Here is a 16152-nt window from a genome sequence, read left to right as displayed (position 1 = left end):
TTTGGACTTTTTCAACCTAAAAGACGCAGTAGTCGCTTGTAGTAGATTCAACTGCGTTTTTTTAGGTTCATATATTCACGCAGTAATCTCGCATGAGAACCATCACATAAAGGGGGATCTTTGCTTTCCTTGCAGGCACAAAAATAAACCGTTTCAGTGAGTGGAGCAAGATAAGCAACAGATGACTCGCCACAATTCTCACGATCGCAGAGTGGTTGGCTTTCGCTCTTTCCACAACCACACCAATGATAGGTTTTGCCCTCTTCAACATCATAGGCGATGGGGAAAAACGGCAGCCTATCATTGTTGTCTGTCATTGCGCCCCCTGCTTGTTTTTAAGCCGACGAGCTCGTCTCACTGTTAGCCAGGCAGCAACAAAAGACAGGAGCAAGGCTAGCACTGAACAAAGATAGTTCGACAAACCACGGGGATAAATGACTAATATGATGCCAATAATCAGCAACAAGCACCAAGCCATACAAACCAGAACCGCCTTGCATTTTTCTATTTTCTTCTTCACTCGGCAATAAATAAGAAGAACCATGAATAAGATGAGTGGGATGACATAAACCAGGCTGTAAAAAATAGCATAAATTCCCTTTGCAAAACTTGAGGGCTTCTGGGCATCAAGCCATTGAGTAAAAATCAACGCAAAATTGGGTAAACAAACTTGCTGATAAGACTCTATAACTAAGGCTGTTAAGCCAACAAGAATTGGAATTACAATCCCAGGCTGCACATTAGCCCCTTTGGAATAGAGAACAAAGACATAGGCAATAAGCCCCAATCCAATCAAAGCAGCAAGGATACGTAAATTATGGAGAACCTGATAGAAAAAGATTGCGTGGTTTTGTTGGAAATGATGAACAACAGCGACAACAACTATAAACAAAATTCCCAGACCTAACATGATCGATTTGTCTTTGTATAACCAAAGAAAAGAAAACAAAGCGAGTAAGCAGAAAATTGAACAAGAGTTTAAAGAATCCATCGATGCAATCAGGGGAATTACAACAATTGCCTTAGAAGTAGGCGTCAAACTTCCAGCCAGAAAACTTGCATTCGCCCATTGAGTTAAGATTTTTACTGTATTGCTCTTTAACTCACCTGTTTTAGTGATTTGTTGATAACAGAAATCCAGACTTTTTGCTAAGACTTGTCCCGTTGTTTCAGGCTTATCAAAACCAACCCAGCGTGAATTACAAAATAAGACAGCTGGCACAGAATAATCATCCGTTTTCAACAGATTCAATTGCTGGCGGAAATATTCCAAGGCTTGCTTATCCTGATTAATTTCATAGCGATGAACATCTAACCAAGGTCTTTTAGCTTGCAAGTCACGAAAGAAAGCATCTGCTTGTTGGCAATGGGGACAGGTTGAAGCCATAAACAAATCAACTCGCAGCTTAATCTGGTTATTGCCAGCCTTAGAAAACCAGGGAGCCGAGTCGGTACTAGCGGCACAAGCCAAAGGGGTAAAAATAAAGAAGAGAATGGCTATTACACTTTTTATCATTATTTGCATGCTCAACAATCCTTATATGCACTTTCTATAGATTCTAGCTTAGCGTCACCATTATTGCAGTATTTCTTATTTTATCAATGCGGTTTGAGGGTACAACACTGGTGTGGATGAATCAGGGAGGAAGCTGCTCCCCCCCGCCACCGCATATAGGGTGGGGAGGGAGGATGAATGCTGCATCATTTCAGTTTTTGAGATTTAAAAAAGTGGTTAACCCAGACGCCGCTATCTTTTCTCCGAGTTGCAGCATGGTGTAGCAATTGTTTTTTGCTTTTATGGACTCAATATAGCGTTCGATAGTTTTGCGCGAAACCTCAGTAATCTCTGCAATAAGAGCGGCAGATTTTCCTAATCGAAGCCATTGGAGACACTCACGTTCTTTAGGATTTAGGTAATAACGTGATTCATGTTTGAAATGTAATCTATTTTTGGCCTCTACCTCAAAATCTATTCTTCGAGGGTCATCAATGATCGTATTAATTTTTCTCTGTTGCTTTGCTCTATCACCGATATTAATCGGAAGTTTATAAACCGCCGCCAACTCTGGAATATTTTTTAAGCGATTGTTGAAATAATCAATAAATGCGTGAAGAGAATCCATTTTTTCAAGATAACGTTGATTTATACTAGAATCAGTTAGACGGCCGCTAAAATGATAGCAATGAGTAAGCTCGTTATCATGTTTAGTTATAGTGAGGGTATGGCCCTGATCAAAGGCTGCAGCCAAATGATAAAGATCTTCGGTGTTTTTGGTCATATCAAGGTAATCCCAAAAATCATAATGAACTTGCTTAGGCCTATTTTCATTATGGTAATGAACATCATTGTGTGCATGATTGCGTCGAAGATACTCCCTTGCGTAATCTGGTTTAGAGCCTAAACAAAAAACATTTCCTTCGCTATCTAGTGCCGTATAACCGAAAAAATTGATTCTCAGTGTCTTTAAAGGTGTGCAAACTTCGCTGAGTATTTCATGATGGGCGATACTTGGATTTTCAGAAACTCTAGGCTGTGTGTTCATAATACCTACAACAATTAACTATTACACGAAGACATAATAACACACAATATGGCTATATTTAAAACATTTTGCGTTTTTATTGTAACATTTAATAACAATGTCCGATTTGCGTCATGGTTTAGTTATTTTTAGAACAATAGAATTTCCCCTGCTTTTTAAACGGGAGAAAGAAGATGAAATCCACCAATGTCTGGCCAAATAGCCGCGGTAAAATAAAAGTTGCAACCTTGCATGCAGTGAATACGGAAGAAAGCCTAAAAGACGAAAGCCAAACCAACCAACTTGATATTCTCTCTGAATTACCAGCAAACCCAGTTATCGTTGATTTAGGTATGGGAACTGGACAATTTTTAATTGATTTAGCTTTAGAGCTTAAGAAGCACTGTGTCTTAGTTGGGGTAAGTGCCTCACCTAATGAAATCAAGAGGCATACCTGTGATTATGCCGGTATTCATATTGTTAAAGGTAAGTTGCCTCATGATGAATCAGTGACTGAGTTATTAGAGCAAAGACAAGGTACAGTAGACAAAGTATTTGATACCTACGGTCCAGCAACCTATGCAAACAATCCTTTACACAGCCTAATTTATGCCGCCATTTTACTTAAATCCGGTGGTAAATTTTCGGCAATGACCTCAACAGAAAATAATGCATTAATGACAGTTTTTGGTGATGAGGTTATCCGAGAAAAAATAAAGTCCTTTTTTAAGTGGCATTTGGGCATTGATCTTCATTTCGAATTTAGTGCAATTCGATCTGAATTATCGCCAGGAAAAATTTTTACAGACTTACTGGTGACCTTTACTAAGGGAGAAAAGCAGCTAAATGCAGCAAGCTATTTGGCACTGTGTCGTTTAGCAGATTGTGAGGTAGGTGCAGCTCAGGTAATAAAACCAAGTTGGTATAAATATCATGCCTCAGCTAGTAACTTTTTCTCTATTGATATGCGGACTTATAAACCTTTTGAAAAACTTGAAGATGAACACGGTCTACAGCCTGGTTAGGAATAAATAGGTGGCCATAATAGAGCCGCGAGGATTCGAAAGTTTTAATATGCCGAATTCCCGCGGCTTGCCCCATAGGTATCTACACAAATGTCCCTCCTTGTCTCAACATTACGTCATCCAGAGCGTAGTGAAGGATCTCCTGAATGTGGCACAGTGCTAATCTCGGAGATCCTTCGCTGCACTCTAGATGACGTGCGTCTATTACAGTCACTTGTGTAGATACCTATGGGCTTGACCGCGGCTCTTCTTATCATGGCAAAGAGGTAACCCAAAACTTAATAGGTATGGATATAATTTTCCAATTGTTCTATCACTCTAGTCTTATCTTCGAGCAAATAAAAAAGCACGTCCCCGATTGAAAGTATTGCGACCACTTCACCCTCTTCAGCAACCAGGACATGGCGTCGCTTGGTGTTAGTGATAATTTCCATTGCCAGTTCGACAGGATCAAAAAGATCAAGGATTGCTACATCTTTATAGTCAATATCCTTAGCAGAGGTACTATGTAGATCCAGATTAGGTTGCAAGCAAGCTCGAACTATATCTCGTTCAGTAACCATGCCCAGGAGTTGCTCATCATCACATACAACTAAAGCACCAATATTTTCTTTAGCCATGAGATCAATACATTGAGACACACTCATCATTGGGTGGACACAAACCATAGGACGCCTAGGATGAGGCAAGGCTGAATAAATTGGTGATGACATGACATACTCCCTAAAAGTGCTTAATTAAGTCCTCTTTATAAATAGAATCTTAATCAGAAAGAGCAATATTAATACGATCTGCATAATTATAAATATAGCACAAATATGTCATTGCTTAGGCCCAGCCTAGCCTGGAAACTTAAGAAACACTAAGCTGGAGTTGTAGTGGATTCATCTCTAATAAACCCAAAGCCTGTTCCATCTCAGTTGCTTTCTTTTGATGCTTTAATGATTTTGGTTTAAAAAAGCGCTCAGCTTGACTATCAGAGGAGGAACTAACAGAGGTTTCAACTCTGGCTCGCGTTTCTCTTGTTCTCCTAGCAGGCCTCTCAGAGACTGAACTTTCATCAGTAGCAAGTGTTGAGGTAGAAGTAGTTCCTGGATTGACCGGTATATCCATAATGTGACTATGCTCAACTATCAACGCAGCCTTCGCCTCACTAACAATACGCGCAACGCACCTGCGAGCTTTTTGCAGATCATGCTCGTTGATATCCTTTTCCATTAATTTTGTTTCTTCATCAGCGATATCTGTTAAACGCTTTTCTACAATTTTGGGTACCTTTTCAAAGCCAAGTTCGTTATTACTATGGATATCGTACCACTCTAAAAGGATGCTATGGCGCCTGATAATATTATCTTTTCTTAATTTAAGTTCTTCCTCTGTTAATAAACCATCACCGCCCCTTTCGCTATAGGATTTTTCTAACTCATCACAGGCTTTTAACTCATTAATATAAATCGCTCTAATGACCTCAGCATTCTCTTCGCTGCCAAAGATATGAAGCATGCGCGGATTAATTTTAAATTCTGGAATTTCAAAGGCGCCGCCATAATACTTAGTACGAAAATATTGATGGAGCTCATTTTTTATAGTCACATATTTACTAGCCAGAAAAATGCCTAAAAATAAGGTAGGTATGGCAGCAATTAAAAAGGCGAGCTCAGGGATTGCCAAAGGCGACAGCATTGCGGCAACTAGAACGACAAAGCCAGCGATAACCAATAAGGGCATTACTGTTCGGAAAATTTTTCGGTAGACATTTTTTTCATACAAGCCAATTTCTTTGTATTCCTCATACAAGGGCATGAAAGGCTTAAGCAGACTAAATAAAATTGTTCTTGTTTCAGTGATTTGACCCGCTGAACGATAGTAGTTATAGAGATCGACGATAACCAGATAAGAGCTTTCGTTCTGAGTAGACATTCCGGTGTACTGAATAAAAGCGTGAGCATCCGCTAATTTGTCAAAAAACTCGGTAGTTTTGTTTACTGCTGCACTATGCCAAAAAAGGTAGGAGAGCGAACTGAGCATACCAGATTTCTCTTCTGCCTTAGCCACAATCTTCCTGATTTTACCGTTAATTAAACGCAGTCTCCTTTCAACATGACGATTAAGATTATCCTCATACTCTTCTAGCCAGGAAGCCATGCTTATAGCTCTGTCCTTGGCAATCGCTTTAAGGATTTTTTTGGCAATTTCCTTGGCTTGGTCGTGGTTAAAATTCTGCAGATTAAGAAAATTAATATGATTTAGGCTTGCATTCTGTAAGTGATGAAAGATAACAGAGGTGAGAAACTCCACTTCCATTTTCGCCAAATCAGGCTCTGCTTTACGGTTTTCCTTCTTATACTCTTCAATATACAACTCAACCATAGAGCGTTCTGAAGGAGGCAGAGTGTTATTTAGAATTGGTAATGCCCTTGCTAAGGCTGAAGCCCGCTCTGGCGCCCGGTGTTCTGCGATTCTTTCTCGCAGCGGAGCCATTTTAGCGCTCTTTTGAAATTTCATGGTCCATTCTTTAATAATTTTCTCTTTCTCTTCCTCAAGTTCTTCCAATCTAGACCTAACATCCATACCCGGACTGGTGCCTTTTTGCCACTGATCCATGGCATCGAATTTCTTTTGTTCCTCTGCTTGAGCTGTCATAAGCGGCAAAAGACTGGAGTATAAGGACATTGAGAATGGAGCTTTTGTTAGTACTGATTGCTGAGGAGGGGTCAGAAGTAAAAAATCAGGATACACGATTTTAAGTAGTTCATAATTAATTCGATTAATCAGAGCTTCATAGTCACGGCTCCCCTTGATTGAATTAAATAGGTCTGTTTTTTCTTTTGAAAATTGATCCCAGAACGCGCTTCTTTCTGATTCAAGTTTTCCTGATAATAAAGACCAGCCAAACTTTATTATTCTTACAGGTGCACTTGAATTAGTTTCTCTAGGATTTGCTAATGAAAGAAATTTACTCACAAAAGATTTAAAAAGCCGACCAGCTTCTGTCTGCTCGAAAGCGTCTTTTTGATTTTTCTCTAAGAGATCGTAACCTGGTATGACTTGAACCGCTAGATCAATAAATTGCATTTCCAAACCACCTCGACTTGCGATTTTCAGGGGATATTAGCAATCAATCCTTAAGAGATTATTAAGAATACCCCTAGTTGAATTAATTATGATCAACAAAAAAATGATAAACCAGTGCACAGTGGCCTTGTATGGGGCAAAAATCGATAAAGACCCCGTCATCCCAGACAAAGTGAGGGATCTCCGGGATTAGCACAATGCCACATTCAGGAGATGTCTCTCTACGCTCGACATGACGTACGTCTTTGGGAACGCCGTAGGGCGGCGGGGACCTACCTATTACTGTCTTGTGCAAAGATTCTATAAAGCACTAACCTTTTGCTAGAAATACAACATTGTAGGTGCGCGAAGCTTATTGGAATTATTATTGACTACAACTGTGATTAAATCTTTCTCTCCACTACAGGAGAGAAAGATCTAGAGACTATTTAACTAACAACACGCCAAGAACCATCCGCTTGGCGACAGGCCTTTCCATAAATCTGCTGTGGTTTACCGCCAATAATTGCCTTAGTAATGTACTCACGGCAAGGCTGTTGATTGGTATAGTAGGTTCTGGTTGGTTGTACAGTGTAGCGGTTACCTGTATCTGGATTTGACCAGGCTACAGCTCGACCTGTTGGTGCAGTTTCCAAAGCCTTTTGCATTTCCAGTCGGTCAAGGCGATCCATTGTTCGACCAATGTTACCACCCAGGTAAGCGCCTAAGAGAGCGCCACCAGCAGCAGCGGCCACTTTGCCTGAACCACCACCAAATTGGCTTCCAATAAGACCACCAACAACACCACCAGTAATAGTTCCTACCCCTTCATTATTCATCTGAGTACAACTAGTTAGTAAAACTGTGAGTGAGAGTGACGATGCCAGCACTATTTTTTTCATTTGTATTCACCTGTGTAATGGTCGTAAAATCGGCAGCCATTCTATCATCGAGGTTAGATATTATCCAGATTCACCCGATGAGAGAGAGCAGTATTAATACAACAAGAAAACTAATCTATCAGATATCGCTAGCTAAAATGCTTATCTTGACGAACTCGGGGTGAAAATTGACAAAGCAGCTCATAAGCGATTGTCCCCGCCGACAAGGCAATTTTCTCGACAGGAATATGTTGCCCCCATAACTCAACCGGTTCACCAATTCGTACATCGGAACAGTCAGTCAAATCGACGGTTAACATATCCATTGAAACCCGTCCAACAATTGGGGCCTGCTGCCCATTGACCCATACTGGTGTATTTTGCGCAATATGCCGGGGATAACCGTCACCATAGCCGGCAGCAACCACACCAATAATAGACGGTTTAGTCGTCTGCCAGGTTCCGCCATAACCAATACGGGCTTGAGCGGGATAATGGTGAATTGCGGAAATTGCAGAAACAAAGCGCATGACAGGGAGTAATCCCAACTCTTGTCCCGTTTGATTAGAAAAGGGAGAAACGCCATAGAGCATAATGCCAGGCCGAACAACATCAGTATGTGTCTCAGGCAAAGCAAGAATCGCTGCTGAATTAGCGATGCTTCTTAGATATTGCCCGGGAAATTCCAAGTCTTTAAAAAGTCTTAGCTGGCTTTGGTTTGAGGGATTATCTGGCTCATCCGCTGAGGCCAAATGAGTCATCAAACCAATTTCCTCATCAACCCAAGGGCAATTAGTCAGGGCATTAATCACCTCATAACAGGCCTCTGGTGCAAAACCTAAGCGATGCATGCCAGTATTAATCTTTACCCAAACCTTAATTTTATTTGCCAGGGGCGTTGCTAATAGCCAATTGAGTTGATGTGGCTGATGGATAACCAGCTGGAAATGATGAGCAGCAACCAAATGCAATTCATCGGGAGTAAAAATCCCTTGAAATAAAACACAATCGCTGCGAATACCAAGGGTTCTTATTGCCATTGCTTCCTCAAGACAGGCAACGCCAAAAGCGTAAACCTGCCCTTCCAACACCGGAACAACCGCAGGGATACCACAGCCGTAAGCATTTGCCTTTACCATTGCAATAACTTTGCTCTCAGGCGCGCAACGTTTTATTGTATTGAGATTATGCAATAAAGCAGTTTCATCGATTTGTACGCGTGTGGGTCTTGCCACCTTATTCTGCCCCTTGGTAACCAGTAAAAGCCAAATCTTCAAAACGAGTATATTTACCAAGAAAGGCAACTCGCACCTTACCAATAGGACCATTACGCTGCTTAGCGATAATGATCTCAGCTACGCCTTTATCAGGGCTATCATCATGATAAACCTCGTCACGATAAATAAAGCAGATCAAATCAGCATCCTGCTCAATCGCACCTGACTCCCGCAAATCAGACATTACAGGGCGCTTATCCTGACGTTGCTCTAAGCTTCGGTTTAACTGAGATAAGGCAATGACTGGAACTTCTAATTCCTTAGCCAGGGATTTTAAGCTACGTGAAATTTCTGAAATCTCAGCAGTACGGTTGTCCCCTTTATAGCCAGGAACCTGCATCAATTGAAGATAGTCGACTACAATTAAGCCTAATTGACCATGCTCTTTAGCCAAACGTCGCGCCCTTGCCCGCATTTCTGAAGGGCTTAACGCTGGCTGATCATCGATAAATAAAGGCGCTTCAGATAACATGTGAACTGCTGAGGTGACTCTTGGCCAATCATCATCATCAAGTTTTCCTGTACGAATCCTATGCTGATCAATACGTCCCAAGGATGACATCATCCTCATCGCCAGTGAATCTGAAGGCATTTCCATCGAGAAAACCAGAACAGGCTTGCTTGATTTAATAGCAGCATGTTCAGCCATATTCATTACTAAGGTGGTTTTACCCATTGAGGGTCGTCCAGCAACAATAACCAAATCAGAAGGTTGCAACCCTGAGGTCATTTCATCCAAATCTGTCAAACCCGTTGCCAAACCAGTGATTGCATCGCCGTTATGATAAAGGGTATCAATCTTTTCCACGGCCTTAACCAGAATCGATTTTATGCTTTCAGGCCCGCCATCTCCTCCAGTCTGCTCAGCAATGGCAAAAACCTTGGTTTCAGCAAAATCAAGCAGCTCAGCAACTTCTCTGCCGCCTGGGTTGTAAGCTGAATCGGCAATTTCACCAGCGACAGTAATCAGCTGTCTTTGCACCGATTTTTCACGCACGATATCTGCATAGGCTGAAACGTTAGCAACACTGGGGGTATTATTGGCCAATTCAAATAAATAAGTTTCACCTCCGGCATCATCCAGATCATTAGTTGATTTCAGAGTATCGAGCAGGGTCACAACGTCGAAGGGCTGATCTTTTTTTGCTAAGTCAGTAATTGCACGAAACAGAATACGGTGTTCAGTACGATAAAAATCAGTTTCGCAAAGTTTGGAACTCACCTTATCCCAAACCTGATTATCTAGCATCAAGCCACCGATAATCGACTGCTCCGCTTCTGCTGAATGCGGCGGACGTCGCAGGGGATCAACAGCATTCTTTCGTGTTTGTGTTTCAGACATTGTATGAATAGGAAAAGTGTTTAGCTGGCTATTGTAATGCTGAATAGAAAAAAACACATCTTTTAGTTTGCCTCTTCTTAACTGTTCCAAATCCCCGCGGCATCGATCGCGGGATCAAAAAGATCCCGCGGCTTGTCCGCGGATCTTTTTGAGGTAGCTCTTTGGAAAGTTCTGGGTGTTATTTAATCATCTCACCCAAACTTGAGTACGGCCTAAGGCTGATACACCGACATAGCCACGAACATAAAGTTTATTGCCCTCCAAGGTCATCTTGGCTCGATAAACTTTACCACTTTTAGGATCCAGGATTTGACCGCCATCCCATACTCCATTGCCTTTATCTTTCAATCCCCAGACAAATTGAATGCCTTGAATTTTTTTGCCTTTAAATCCACCCGGACATTTTGAGCAAATGCCTGTATCACCTGGTTGTGGAAAGACTTTGACAATCGTAGCGCTTAAGGTTCCACCTGACACATTTATACTCACCACTGCTCGCTTCTGTCCTGTTGCATCATCGATGGTTGTCCATGTTCCTGCTGGTGATCCTGCTGCAAACGCCAATGGTGCAAACAGCAAAGAAAACAAACACCCATAAAACGCCTTCCAATGTTTCATGTTTTTCTCCATAAATTTCTCATTAGAAGAATAGGCTATGATTCAATAGTTTGCAATTGTTTGGAGCAAACCCTCATCCCTCAAAGACATACGTCATGTCGAATGTAGTGAAACATCTCCGGAATGTGGCATAGTGCAAATCCCGGAGATCCCTCACTACGTTCGGGATGACAAGGGATGTTCGGGATGACGAGAGACGTTCAGGATGACGAGAGACGTTCATGATTATTTTGCTAAGACTTAATCAGCAAGTGGCATAAAAAACTGTTCTATATCAGTTGATGTTAAACTAGTCATACCACTGGCATTATTCGCTAGAATACCATCAAATAATTGCCGCTTTTTCTCTTGCATCGCCAAAATCGCTTCTTCTACCGTTCCTGATGTAATTAATTTATAAACAAAAACTGGGTTTTCCTGACCTATGCGATGGCTTCGATCCGTCGCCTGCTCTTCCACTGCAGGGTTCCACCAAGGATCATAATGAATCACCGTATCGGCTCGCGTCAGATTTAATCCTGTGCCTCCAGCCTTTAAGCTAATCAGAAAGATTGAGGTTTTGCCTTCTTGGAATTTATCCACCAAGGCTTGCCGGTTTTGCGTTTGACCAGTTAACTTTAGATATTCATAATTACGCGCTGTTAACTGTTCTTCAATCAGTAGCAGCATAGAAGTAAACTGCGAAAACACTAAAACCCTTCTGCCTTCATTCATCAGATTATCTAATAATTCCATCAAGGCATCTAATTTGGCAGAACTGCCATGAGCAATTTCAGCCTCAGGCATCGACAATAATTTTGGATCACAGCAAACCTGCCGCAGTTTGAGCAAGGCATCAAGCAAAACAATATGGCTCTTTCCCATCCCCTGCTTGGCGATTGCATCACGAACTTTTACTTCCATACTCATGCGTATGGCTTCGTAAAGATCTCTCTGATTACCTGACAACTCGATGACATGGGTCATTTCTGTTTTAGCAGGCAACTCTGAGGCAACCTGGTTTTTAGTCCGGCGCAGCATGAAGGGTTGCACTCGTTTCGCCAGTAAGTTTCTTCGCTCCGAATCTGCAAGCTTTTCAATAGGTGTTCTAAAGAATTGTCTGAACTGTTTTACATCACCTAATAAACCTGGCATGAGGAAATGGAATAGCGACCAAAGTTCACCTAAATGATTTTCCAAGGGAGTACCAGACAAGCAGAGGCGATGCTGCGCCTGAATTTGCTGGATAATCTGGGTCGTTTTAGTTCGCGCATTCTTGATTGATTGGGCTTCATCAAGAATTAAATAATAGAAAGGGTAATCAGTAAAACGAGTTTTATCGCGCTGAATAAGACCATAGGTTGAAATAATCAGGTCATAATCATCAAAATCACCGCCGTGGCGATCAAGACCATGAAACACCAATACCTTCAACTCAGGGGTAAAACGTTGAGCCTCAGCAAACCAATTTCCAACCAGACTGGTTGGCGCAACAATCAAACTAGCCCTTGTTAAACGCCCCTGTTCTTTTTCAACCTGTAGATGGGCAAGCGTTTGCACGGTTTTTCCCAGTCCCATATCATCGGCAAGAACACCGCCAAAACGGCTTAGACGCAGAAATTGCAGCCAATTTAAACCTTGTTGCTGGTAATCACGTAAGGTTGCTTTCAAACCTTGAGGAACTGCAATAGACGGAAGTTCCGTCAGCGTGGTTAGTTGATGTAACTGCCTGCGTAAAACTTCATTCCCTTGCCAGCGCGCTGAAACAGCTGCCATTGCTTGTTCAGTTTCCTGCATTAACAAGAGTTGGTAGCGATTAATTTCTAAGGAAGGATCATCATTTTTGATGTGGCGTAGACCGTATTGTAAAAGAAAACGCAGCAGCGGTTTGATTCGTCCAAGACTTACCTGTAAGACCTTACCCTCTGTCAAAGGCAAGCGCACTCGCTCCTGATCTTCCAAACTATCAAGATTATCTCTGCCAATCCGGCCAATCAGCTCTGCAACTAGAGGCACTATACTGACGGGTTTACCATCAACTAAAATACCAAGCTGATAAGAGAAGAAATCATTGCCACGATCGCCGAGTTCAGAAAACCATTCCAACTCATCTGCATCAACCAATTCTTCATAGACTGGATGAGTAAATTCAACCTGCCAACCCTTCTTGCTCAGGATAGGAATAACCTGCGTATATAATCGTTGCAAATCGTCTTTGTTTTTATAATGAGCCAGGATCATCTCCTGGCTCATATCGAATTCAGTGCGTAGTTTTTCAGAAATACCAGCAGAGCGAAGACTAAGTATTTGCTCAAGCTCCCAGGCAACCTCAGCTTCATAGAGAGAATCGCGCTGAATTTCAATTAAGCTATCACCCTGGGTACGAAAAAGACTAGATTTCTCTTCTTTGCTAGCGATGAGAATCCCATCGTAGTCAAAAAATAAATCGGCAAGGAATAAAATCTGATGCTCATTATCAGCGCCATTATGACTATCGCTCAGATCGATTGCATCGAAGCTTATCTTCGGAACCGGTCGATTCTTTACTAGTATTTTATTAGTAAAGACTCGTGGACCGGGTACTTCAGGATTAGTTTCAGCTAACTCATTGGCAACAATATCTGTCTGTTCTAAGGTGACTGGCGGTCTATTTAACAGATGCATTAACTGCCCTGGACTGTAAGGAAGGTTTACCAGACCCAGCAGGTTTTCATCGCGATCAAAATACCAAGTCTTATCTAAAAACAGAGGCTCAATAGTATCCCCATCCCCTTCTAACACTAAAACCTGTGAACCATTAGTCGCTAACTTCCACTCAAATCGGGCTTCTTGTGGCTCTCCAAGCTTTAGGAGCGGCTCTTTAGCGCCAGCTAAATAGGCTCGCCCTGTAGCAAGGATCTTTTCAAACAAATCACTATTTCGAATAGCTAAGCGCTCAAACCATCCTCGCGCATTGGCTTTTGATAGCAAGGACTCAATAATTTTTTCATCAGTTTCGGTAAAGTATTGTTTGCGGCTTTCGCTAATCGTATTGAAAACCGTTTTTTTACCTAAATCACCCCGTTTTAGGCGTTTGCTTATTGCTAATCTTATTACAATCCGATGTTCGTAACTGCCAAATTGCGGCTCAATTAGATAGGCAACCTGATGTGAAGAGCTTGGTTTTTGCTCAATCATTTCTTTTTCACGCAGAGTACTTAGCCAGGTATTCAGAGAAACCTTTTCTTTACTTTTTGACGGGGCGGGAATCTCATAGTTTTCTCTGATCTGTAAAGCAAAAAGGCTTGCAGCCGCATGTTTACAATTCATCCGAGATTGGCAAGTACAACGAGAAGCAGCACCGGGCCAGCTTTTCAGATCAATATGAACATCATAGATTTGACTTGAACGACCTTTTACACGAGCCTTAAGAAGACCATCGCTAAGTCGTATATTCAATACATAACCTTTTTGCTGGTATTCCTGGCCATGCATCAGCACGTTGGGTAAAAAAACATCCGCCATCCGTGATAATGCTTCTTTTAGCATATAAAACCTATTACAAACTGAACAATCAAACGGTATATTATAAACAATTTAGCCTGTATTTAACATCTGTAAAATAAAAATACTACTTATTAATATTTTATGACTATATTTCTTATAAGAATAAATGGCTTTTTAAAAACTCTAATTGAGAAATCACAGAAAAAATTTTCATTATTTATCAATAAGATAAACTTTAATTGAGGTTTTCAATAAATAACATGCTGTCTTTAAATATACTTATGGGTCAAATCAACCCAACCGTGGGCGCTATAGAAGCTAATGTTGAAAAAATAATTGCGATAATTGAGCAGGAACAAGAAAAACACGACTTGATAGTCTTTCCTGAGTTAGCTATTACCGGCTATCCACCAGAGGATTTGTTATTTCGTGAGGCGCTTTTTCTGCGCGTTGAGCAAGGATTGGCTGCGATTAAAAACCGTACTAAAGATTGCCATGTTATCCTTGGTCATCCTAGCATGGAGCATGAGCATTGCTTTAATTCTGCTACAGTGTTTCATCAAGGTTCGCGCCTTGCGATCTATCACAAACAACATCTGCCGAATTACGGCGTTTTTGATGAAATGCGTTATTTCTCCCCCGGTTCTGCTGAGGCCTGTATTTTTACAGTCAAAGGTTATCGTTTAGGTCTTTGCATCTGTGAAGATCTCTGGCAACCCGGCCCAGTCGAGCAAATCAGGCATGCAGGAGCTGATGCGATGATTTGTATTAATGCATCGCCCTTCGACTATGAGAAACCAGCCCTAAGAGAGCAATTATTGCAGGACTATGCTCAAACAGGCTTGGCTATCATCTATGTGAATCAGGTTGGTGGTCAGGATGAATTGGTCTTTGACGGTCAATCCTTGGCCTTCGACCATCAAGGCAAAATCCAGGGCCGTGCCCCTGCCTTTCAGGAGCATTTACAAACGGTGAGTCTGCAAGGACAGAAATTAGACTCAACTCTTGCTCCAGTTCTTGAGCAGAGCGAGTTAATTTATCAAGCCCTGGTCTGTGGTACCCACGATTATGTGGAAAAAAATCGCTTTCCAGGAGTTCTTCTTGGTTTATCTGGTGGGATCGATTCAGCCCTAACCTTGGCTATTGCAGTAGACGCCTTGGGTGCAGACCGAGTGCATGCAGTTATGATGCCCTCTCGCTACACCGCAGATATAAGCCTGGAAGATGCTGAGCAACAATTGAGAATTATGGGAGTCAAAAGTACGAATCTATCCATCGAACCTGCTTTTAATAGTTTTCTTGCCACCTTAGCGCCCTCATTTCAAGGCTTAGCAGCTGATACCACCGAGGAAAATTTACAAGCCCGTATCCGCGGCATGCTTTTAATGGCCTTATCGAATAAAACAGGGAATATGGTTCTGACAACCTCCAATAAAAGCGAAACCGCAGTAGGCTACGCGACTCTCTATGGAGATATGGCAGGCGGCTTTGCTGTCTTAAAGGATGTATTGAAAACACAGGTTTATGCTCTGGCAGCTTACCGTAATCGCATCCAGGGCGTAATCCCTGAGCGAGTTATTAGTCGAGCGCCTTCTGCTGAGTTAGCTGAAAATCAGAAAGATCAGGATAGCCTGCCTGAGTACTCAGTGCTTGATAGCATCATCAAAGGTTATATGGAAGAAAATCTGGCCGCAGCAGATCTGATTCAGCAGGGATACTCAGTAGCGGAGGTTAACAAGGTAATTCGCTTAATTCAGCGTAATGAGTACAAACGCCGACAAGCAGCGCCGGGAGTAAAAATAAGCCCCCGCGCCTTTGGGAAAGATTGGCGCTGTCCGATTACTTCGGGGTTTTGATGACCTTTCATATCCCCTTTCCCCACCCCGTCATCCTCACTGCCATTAAGTTAACGTCAGTGCCCGTCATCCTGAGCGCAGCGAAGGATCTCCGGGATTGGCACTATGCCTC

General features: G+C 42.0%; 12 protein-coding genes. 2 read left to right on the top strand and 10 right to left on the bottom strand.

Annotation, left to right across the window (positions count from 1 at the left end):
* Positions 1-47 precede the first annotated feature (47 nt).
* From BN1094_RS15100 to BN1094_RS15090, 3 genes are all read right to left on the bottom strand, one after another.
* A complete protein-coding gene (locus BN1094_RS15100; protein WP_044011985.1) occupies positions 48-317 on the bottom strand; it encodes a CDGSH iron-sulfur domain-containing protein in 270 nt (89 codons plus the stop codon).
* Positions 314-1525 carry a glutaredoxin family protein gene (locus tag BN1094_RS15095; protein ID WP_052403330.1) on the bottom strand — a complete coding sequence of 404 codons (1212 nt, stop codon included), beginning with the start codon at positions 1523-1525 and terminating at the stop codon, positions 314-316. Before BN1094_RS15095 ends, BN1094_RS15100 begins: the two co-directional genes overlap by 4 nt.
* Positions 1526-1706: 181 nt before the next feature.
* A complete protein-coding gene (locus BN1094_RS15090; protein WP_044011984.1) occupies positions 1707-2543 on the bottom strand; it encodes a helix-turn-helix transcriptional regulator in 837 nt (278 codons plus the stop codon).
* A gap of 173 nt (positions 2544-2716) precedes the next feature.
* Here BN1094_RS15090 and BN1094_RS15085 point away from each other — a divergent pair, with 173 nt between their 5' ends.
* Complete coding sequence (locus tag BN1094_RS15085; protein ID WP_044011983.1) at positions 2717-3547, top strand: class I SAM-dependent methyltransferase; 831 nt, start codon at positions 2717-2719, stop codon at positions 3545-3547.
* A 278-nt stretch (positions 3548-3825) separates the two neighbouring features.
* On the opposite strand, the gene BN1094_RS15080 is transcribed toward BN1094_RS15085, so the two are convergent.
* The 7 genes from BN1094_RS15080 to BN1094_RS15050 form a co-directional block, all read right to left on the bottom strand.
* The gene (locus BN1094_RS15080; protein WP_044011982.1) at positions 3826-4260 is read right to left on the bottom strand and encodes a CBS domain-containing protein; all 435 of its coding nucleotides are present in this window, start codon (positions 4258-4260) and stop codon (positions 3826-3828) included.
* Between the two features lie 139 nt (positions 4261-4399).
* Positions 4400-6622 (bottom strand): hypothetical protein, encoded by a 2223-nt coding sequence (locus BN1094_RS15075; RefSeq protein ID WP_044011981.1) that lies wholly within the window; start codon positions 6620-6622, stop codon positions 4400-4402.
* Between the two features lie 428 nt (positions 6623-7050).
* Complete coding sequence (locus tag BN1094_RS15070) at positions 7051-7503, bottom strand: RT0821/Lpp0805 family surface protein (protein WP_044011980.1); 453 nt, start codon at positions 7501-7503, stop codon at positions 7051-7053.
* Between the two features lie 128 nt (positions 7504-7631).
* Positions 7632-8717 carry an alanine racemase gene (gene alr / locus BN1094_RS15065; protein ID WP_044011979.1) on the bottom strand — a complete coding sequence of 362 codons (1086 nt, stop codon included), beginning with the start codon at positions 8715-8717 and terminating at the stop codon, positions 7632-7634.
* 1 nt (position 8718) lies between these two features.
* Positions 8719-10101: a replicative DNA helicase gene (gene dnaB / locus BN1094_RS15060; protein WP_044012547.1), complete on the bottom strand. Its 1383-nt coding sequence runs from the start codon at positions 10099-10101 to the stop codon at positions 8719-8721.
* 186 nt (positions 10102-10287) lie between these two features.
* Positions 10288-10719 carry a DUF2147 domain-containing protein gene (locus tag BN1094_RS15055; protein WP_044011978.1) on the bottom strand — a complete coding sequence of 144 codons (432 nt, stop codon included), beginning with the start codon at positions 10717-10719 and terminating at the stop codon, positions 10288-10290.
* A 240-nt stretch (positions 10720-10959) separates the two neighbouring features.
* Positions 10960-14226 carry a DEAD/DEAH box helicase gene (locus BN1094_RS15050; protein WP_044011977.1) on the bottom strand — a complete coding sequence of 1089 codons (3267 nt, stop codon included), beginning with the start codon at positions 14224-14226 and terminating at the stop codon, positions 10960-10962.
* 218 nt (positions 14227-14444) lie between these two features.
* Between BN1094_RS15050 and BN1094_RS15045 the strand changes: the two genes are divergently transcribed.
* Positions 14445-16040, top strand: a complete 1596-nt coding sequence (locus BN1094_RS15045) for an NAD+ synthase (RefSeq protein ID WP_044011976.1) — start codon at positions 14445-14447, stop codon at positions 16038-16040.
* The last annotated feature ends 112 nt before the right edge of the window (positions 16041-16152 follow it).

The organism is Legionella massiliensis (assembly GCF_000756815.1).
Lineage (GTDB): Bacteria > Pseudomonadota > Gammaproteobacteria > Legionellales > Legionellaceae > Tatlockia > Tatlockia massiliensis.
The sequence above is the reverse complement of the archived record's forward strand: the minus strand, read 5'-3'. Positions and strand labels throughout refer to the sequence as shown.

What these genes read in the sequence shown, in the direction of transcription:
- BN1094_RS15090 (WP_044011984.1), bottom strand. Translation starts at nt 2,543, where the DNA reads ATGAACACACAGCCTAGAGTTTCTGAAAATCCAAGTATCGCCCATCAT.
- BN1094_RS15100 (WP_044011985.1), bottom strand. Translation starts at nt 317, where the DNA reads ATGACAGACAACAATGATAGGCTGCCGTTTTTCCCCATCGCCTATGAT.
- BN1094_RS15045 (WP_044011976.1), top strand. Translation starts at nt 14,445, where the DNA reads ATGCTGTCTTTAAATATACTTATGGGTCAAATCAACCCAACCGTGGGC.
- BN1094_RS15085 (WP_044011983.1), top strand. Translation starts at nt 2,717, where the DNA reads ATGAAATCCACCAATGTCTGGCCAAATAGCCGCGGTAAAATAAAAGTT.
- BN1094_RS15055 (WP_044011978.1), bottom strand. Translation starts at nt 10,719, where the DNA reads ATGAAACATTGGAAGGCGTTTTATGGGTGTTTGTTTTCTTTGCTGTTT.
- BN1094_RS15080 (WP_044011982.1), bottom strand. Translation starts at nt 4,260, where the DNA reads ATGTCATCACCAATTTATTCAGCCTTGCCTCATCCTAGGCGTCCTATG.
- BN1094_RS15095 (WP_052403330.1), bottom strand. Translation starts at nt 1,525, where the DNA reads ATGCAAATAATGATAAAAAGTGTAATAGCCATTCTCTTCTTTATTTTT.
- BN1094_RS15070 (WP_044011980.1), bottom strand. Translation starts at nt 7,503, where the DNA reads ATGAAAAAAATAGTGCTGGCATCGTCACTCTCACTCACAGTTTTACTA.
- BN1094_RS15075 (WP_044011981.1), bottom strand. Translation starts at nt 6,622, where the DNA reads ATGCAATTTATTGATCTAGCGGTTCAAGTCATACCAGGTTACGATCTC.
- dnaB (WP_044012547.1), bottom strand. Translation starts at nt 10,101, where the DNA reads ATGTCTGAAACACAAACACGAAAGAATGCTGTTGATCCCCTGCGACGT.
- BN1094_RS15050 (WP_044011977.1), bottom strand. Translation starts at nt 14,226, where the DNA reads ATGCTAAAAGAAGCATTATCACGGATGGCGGATGTTTTTTTACCCAAC.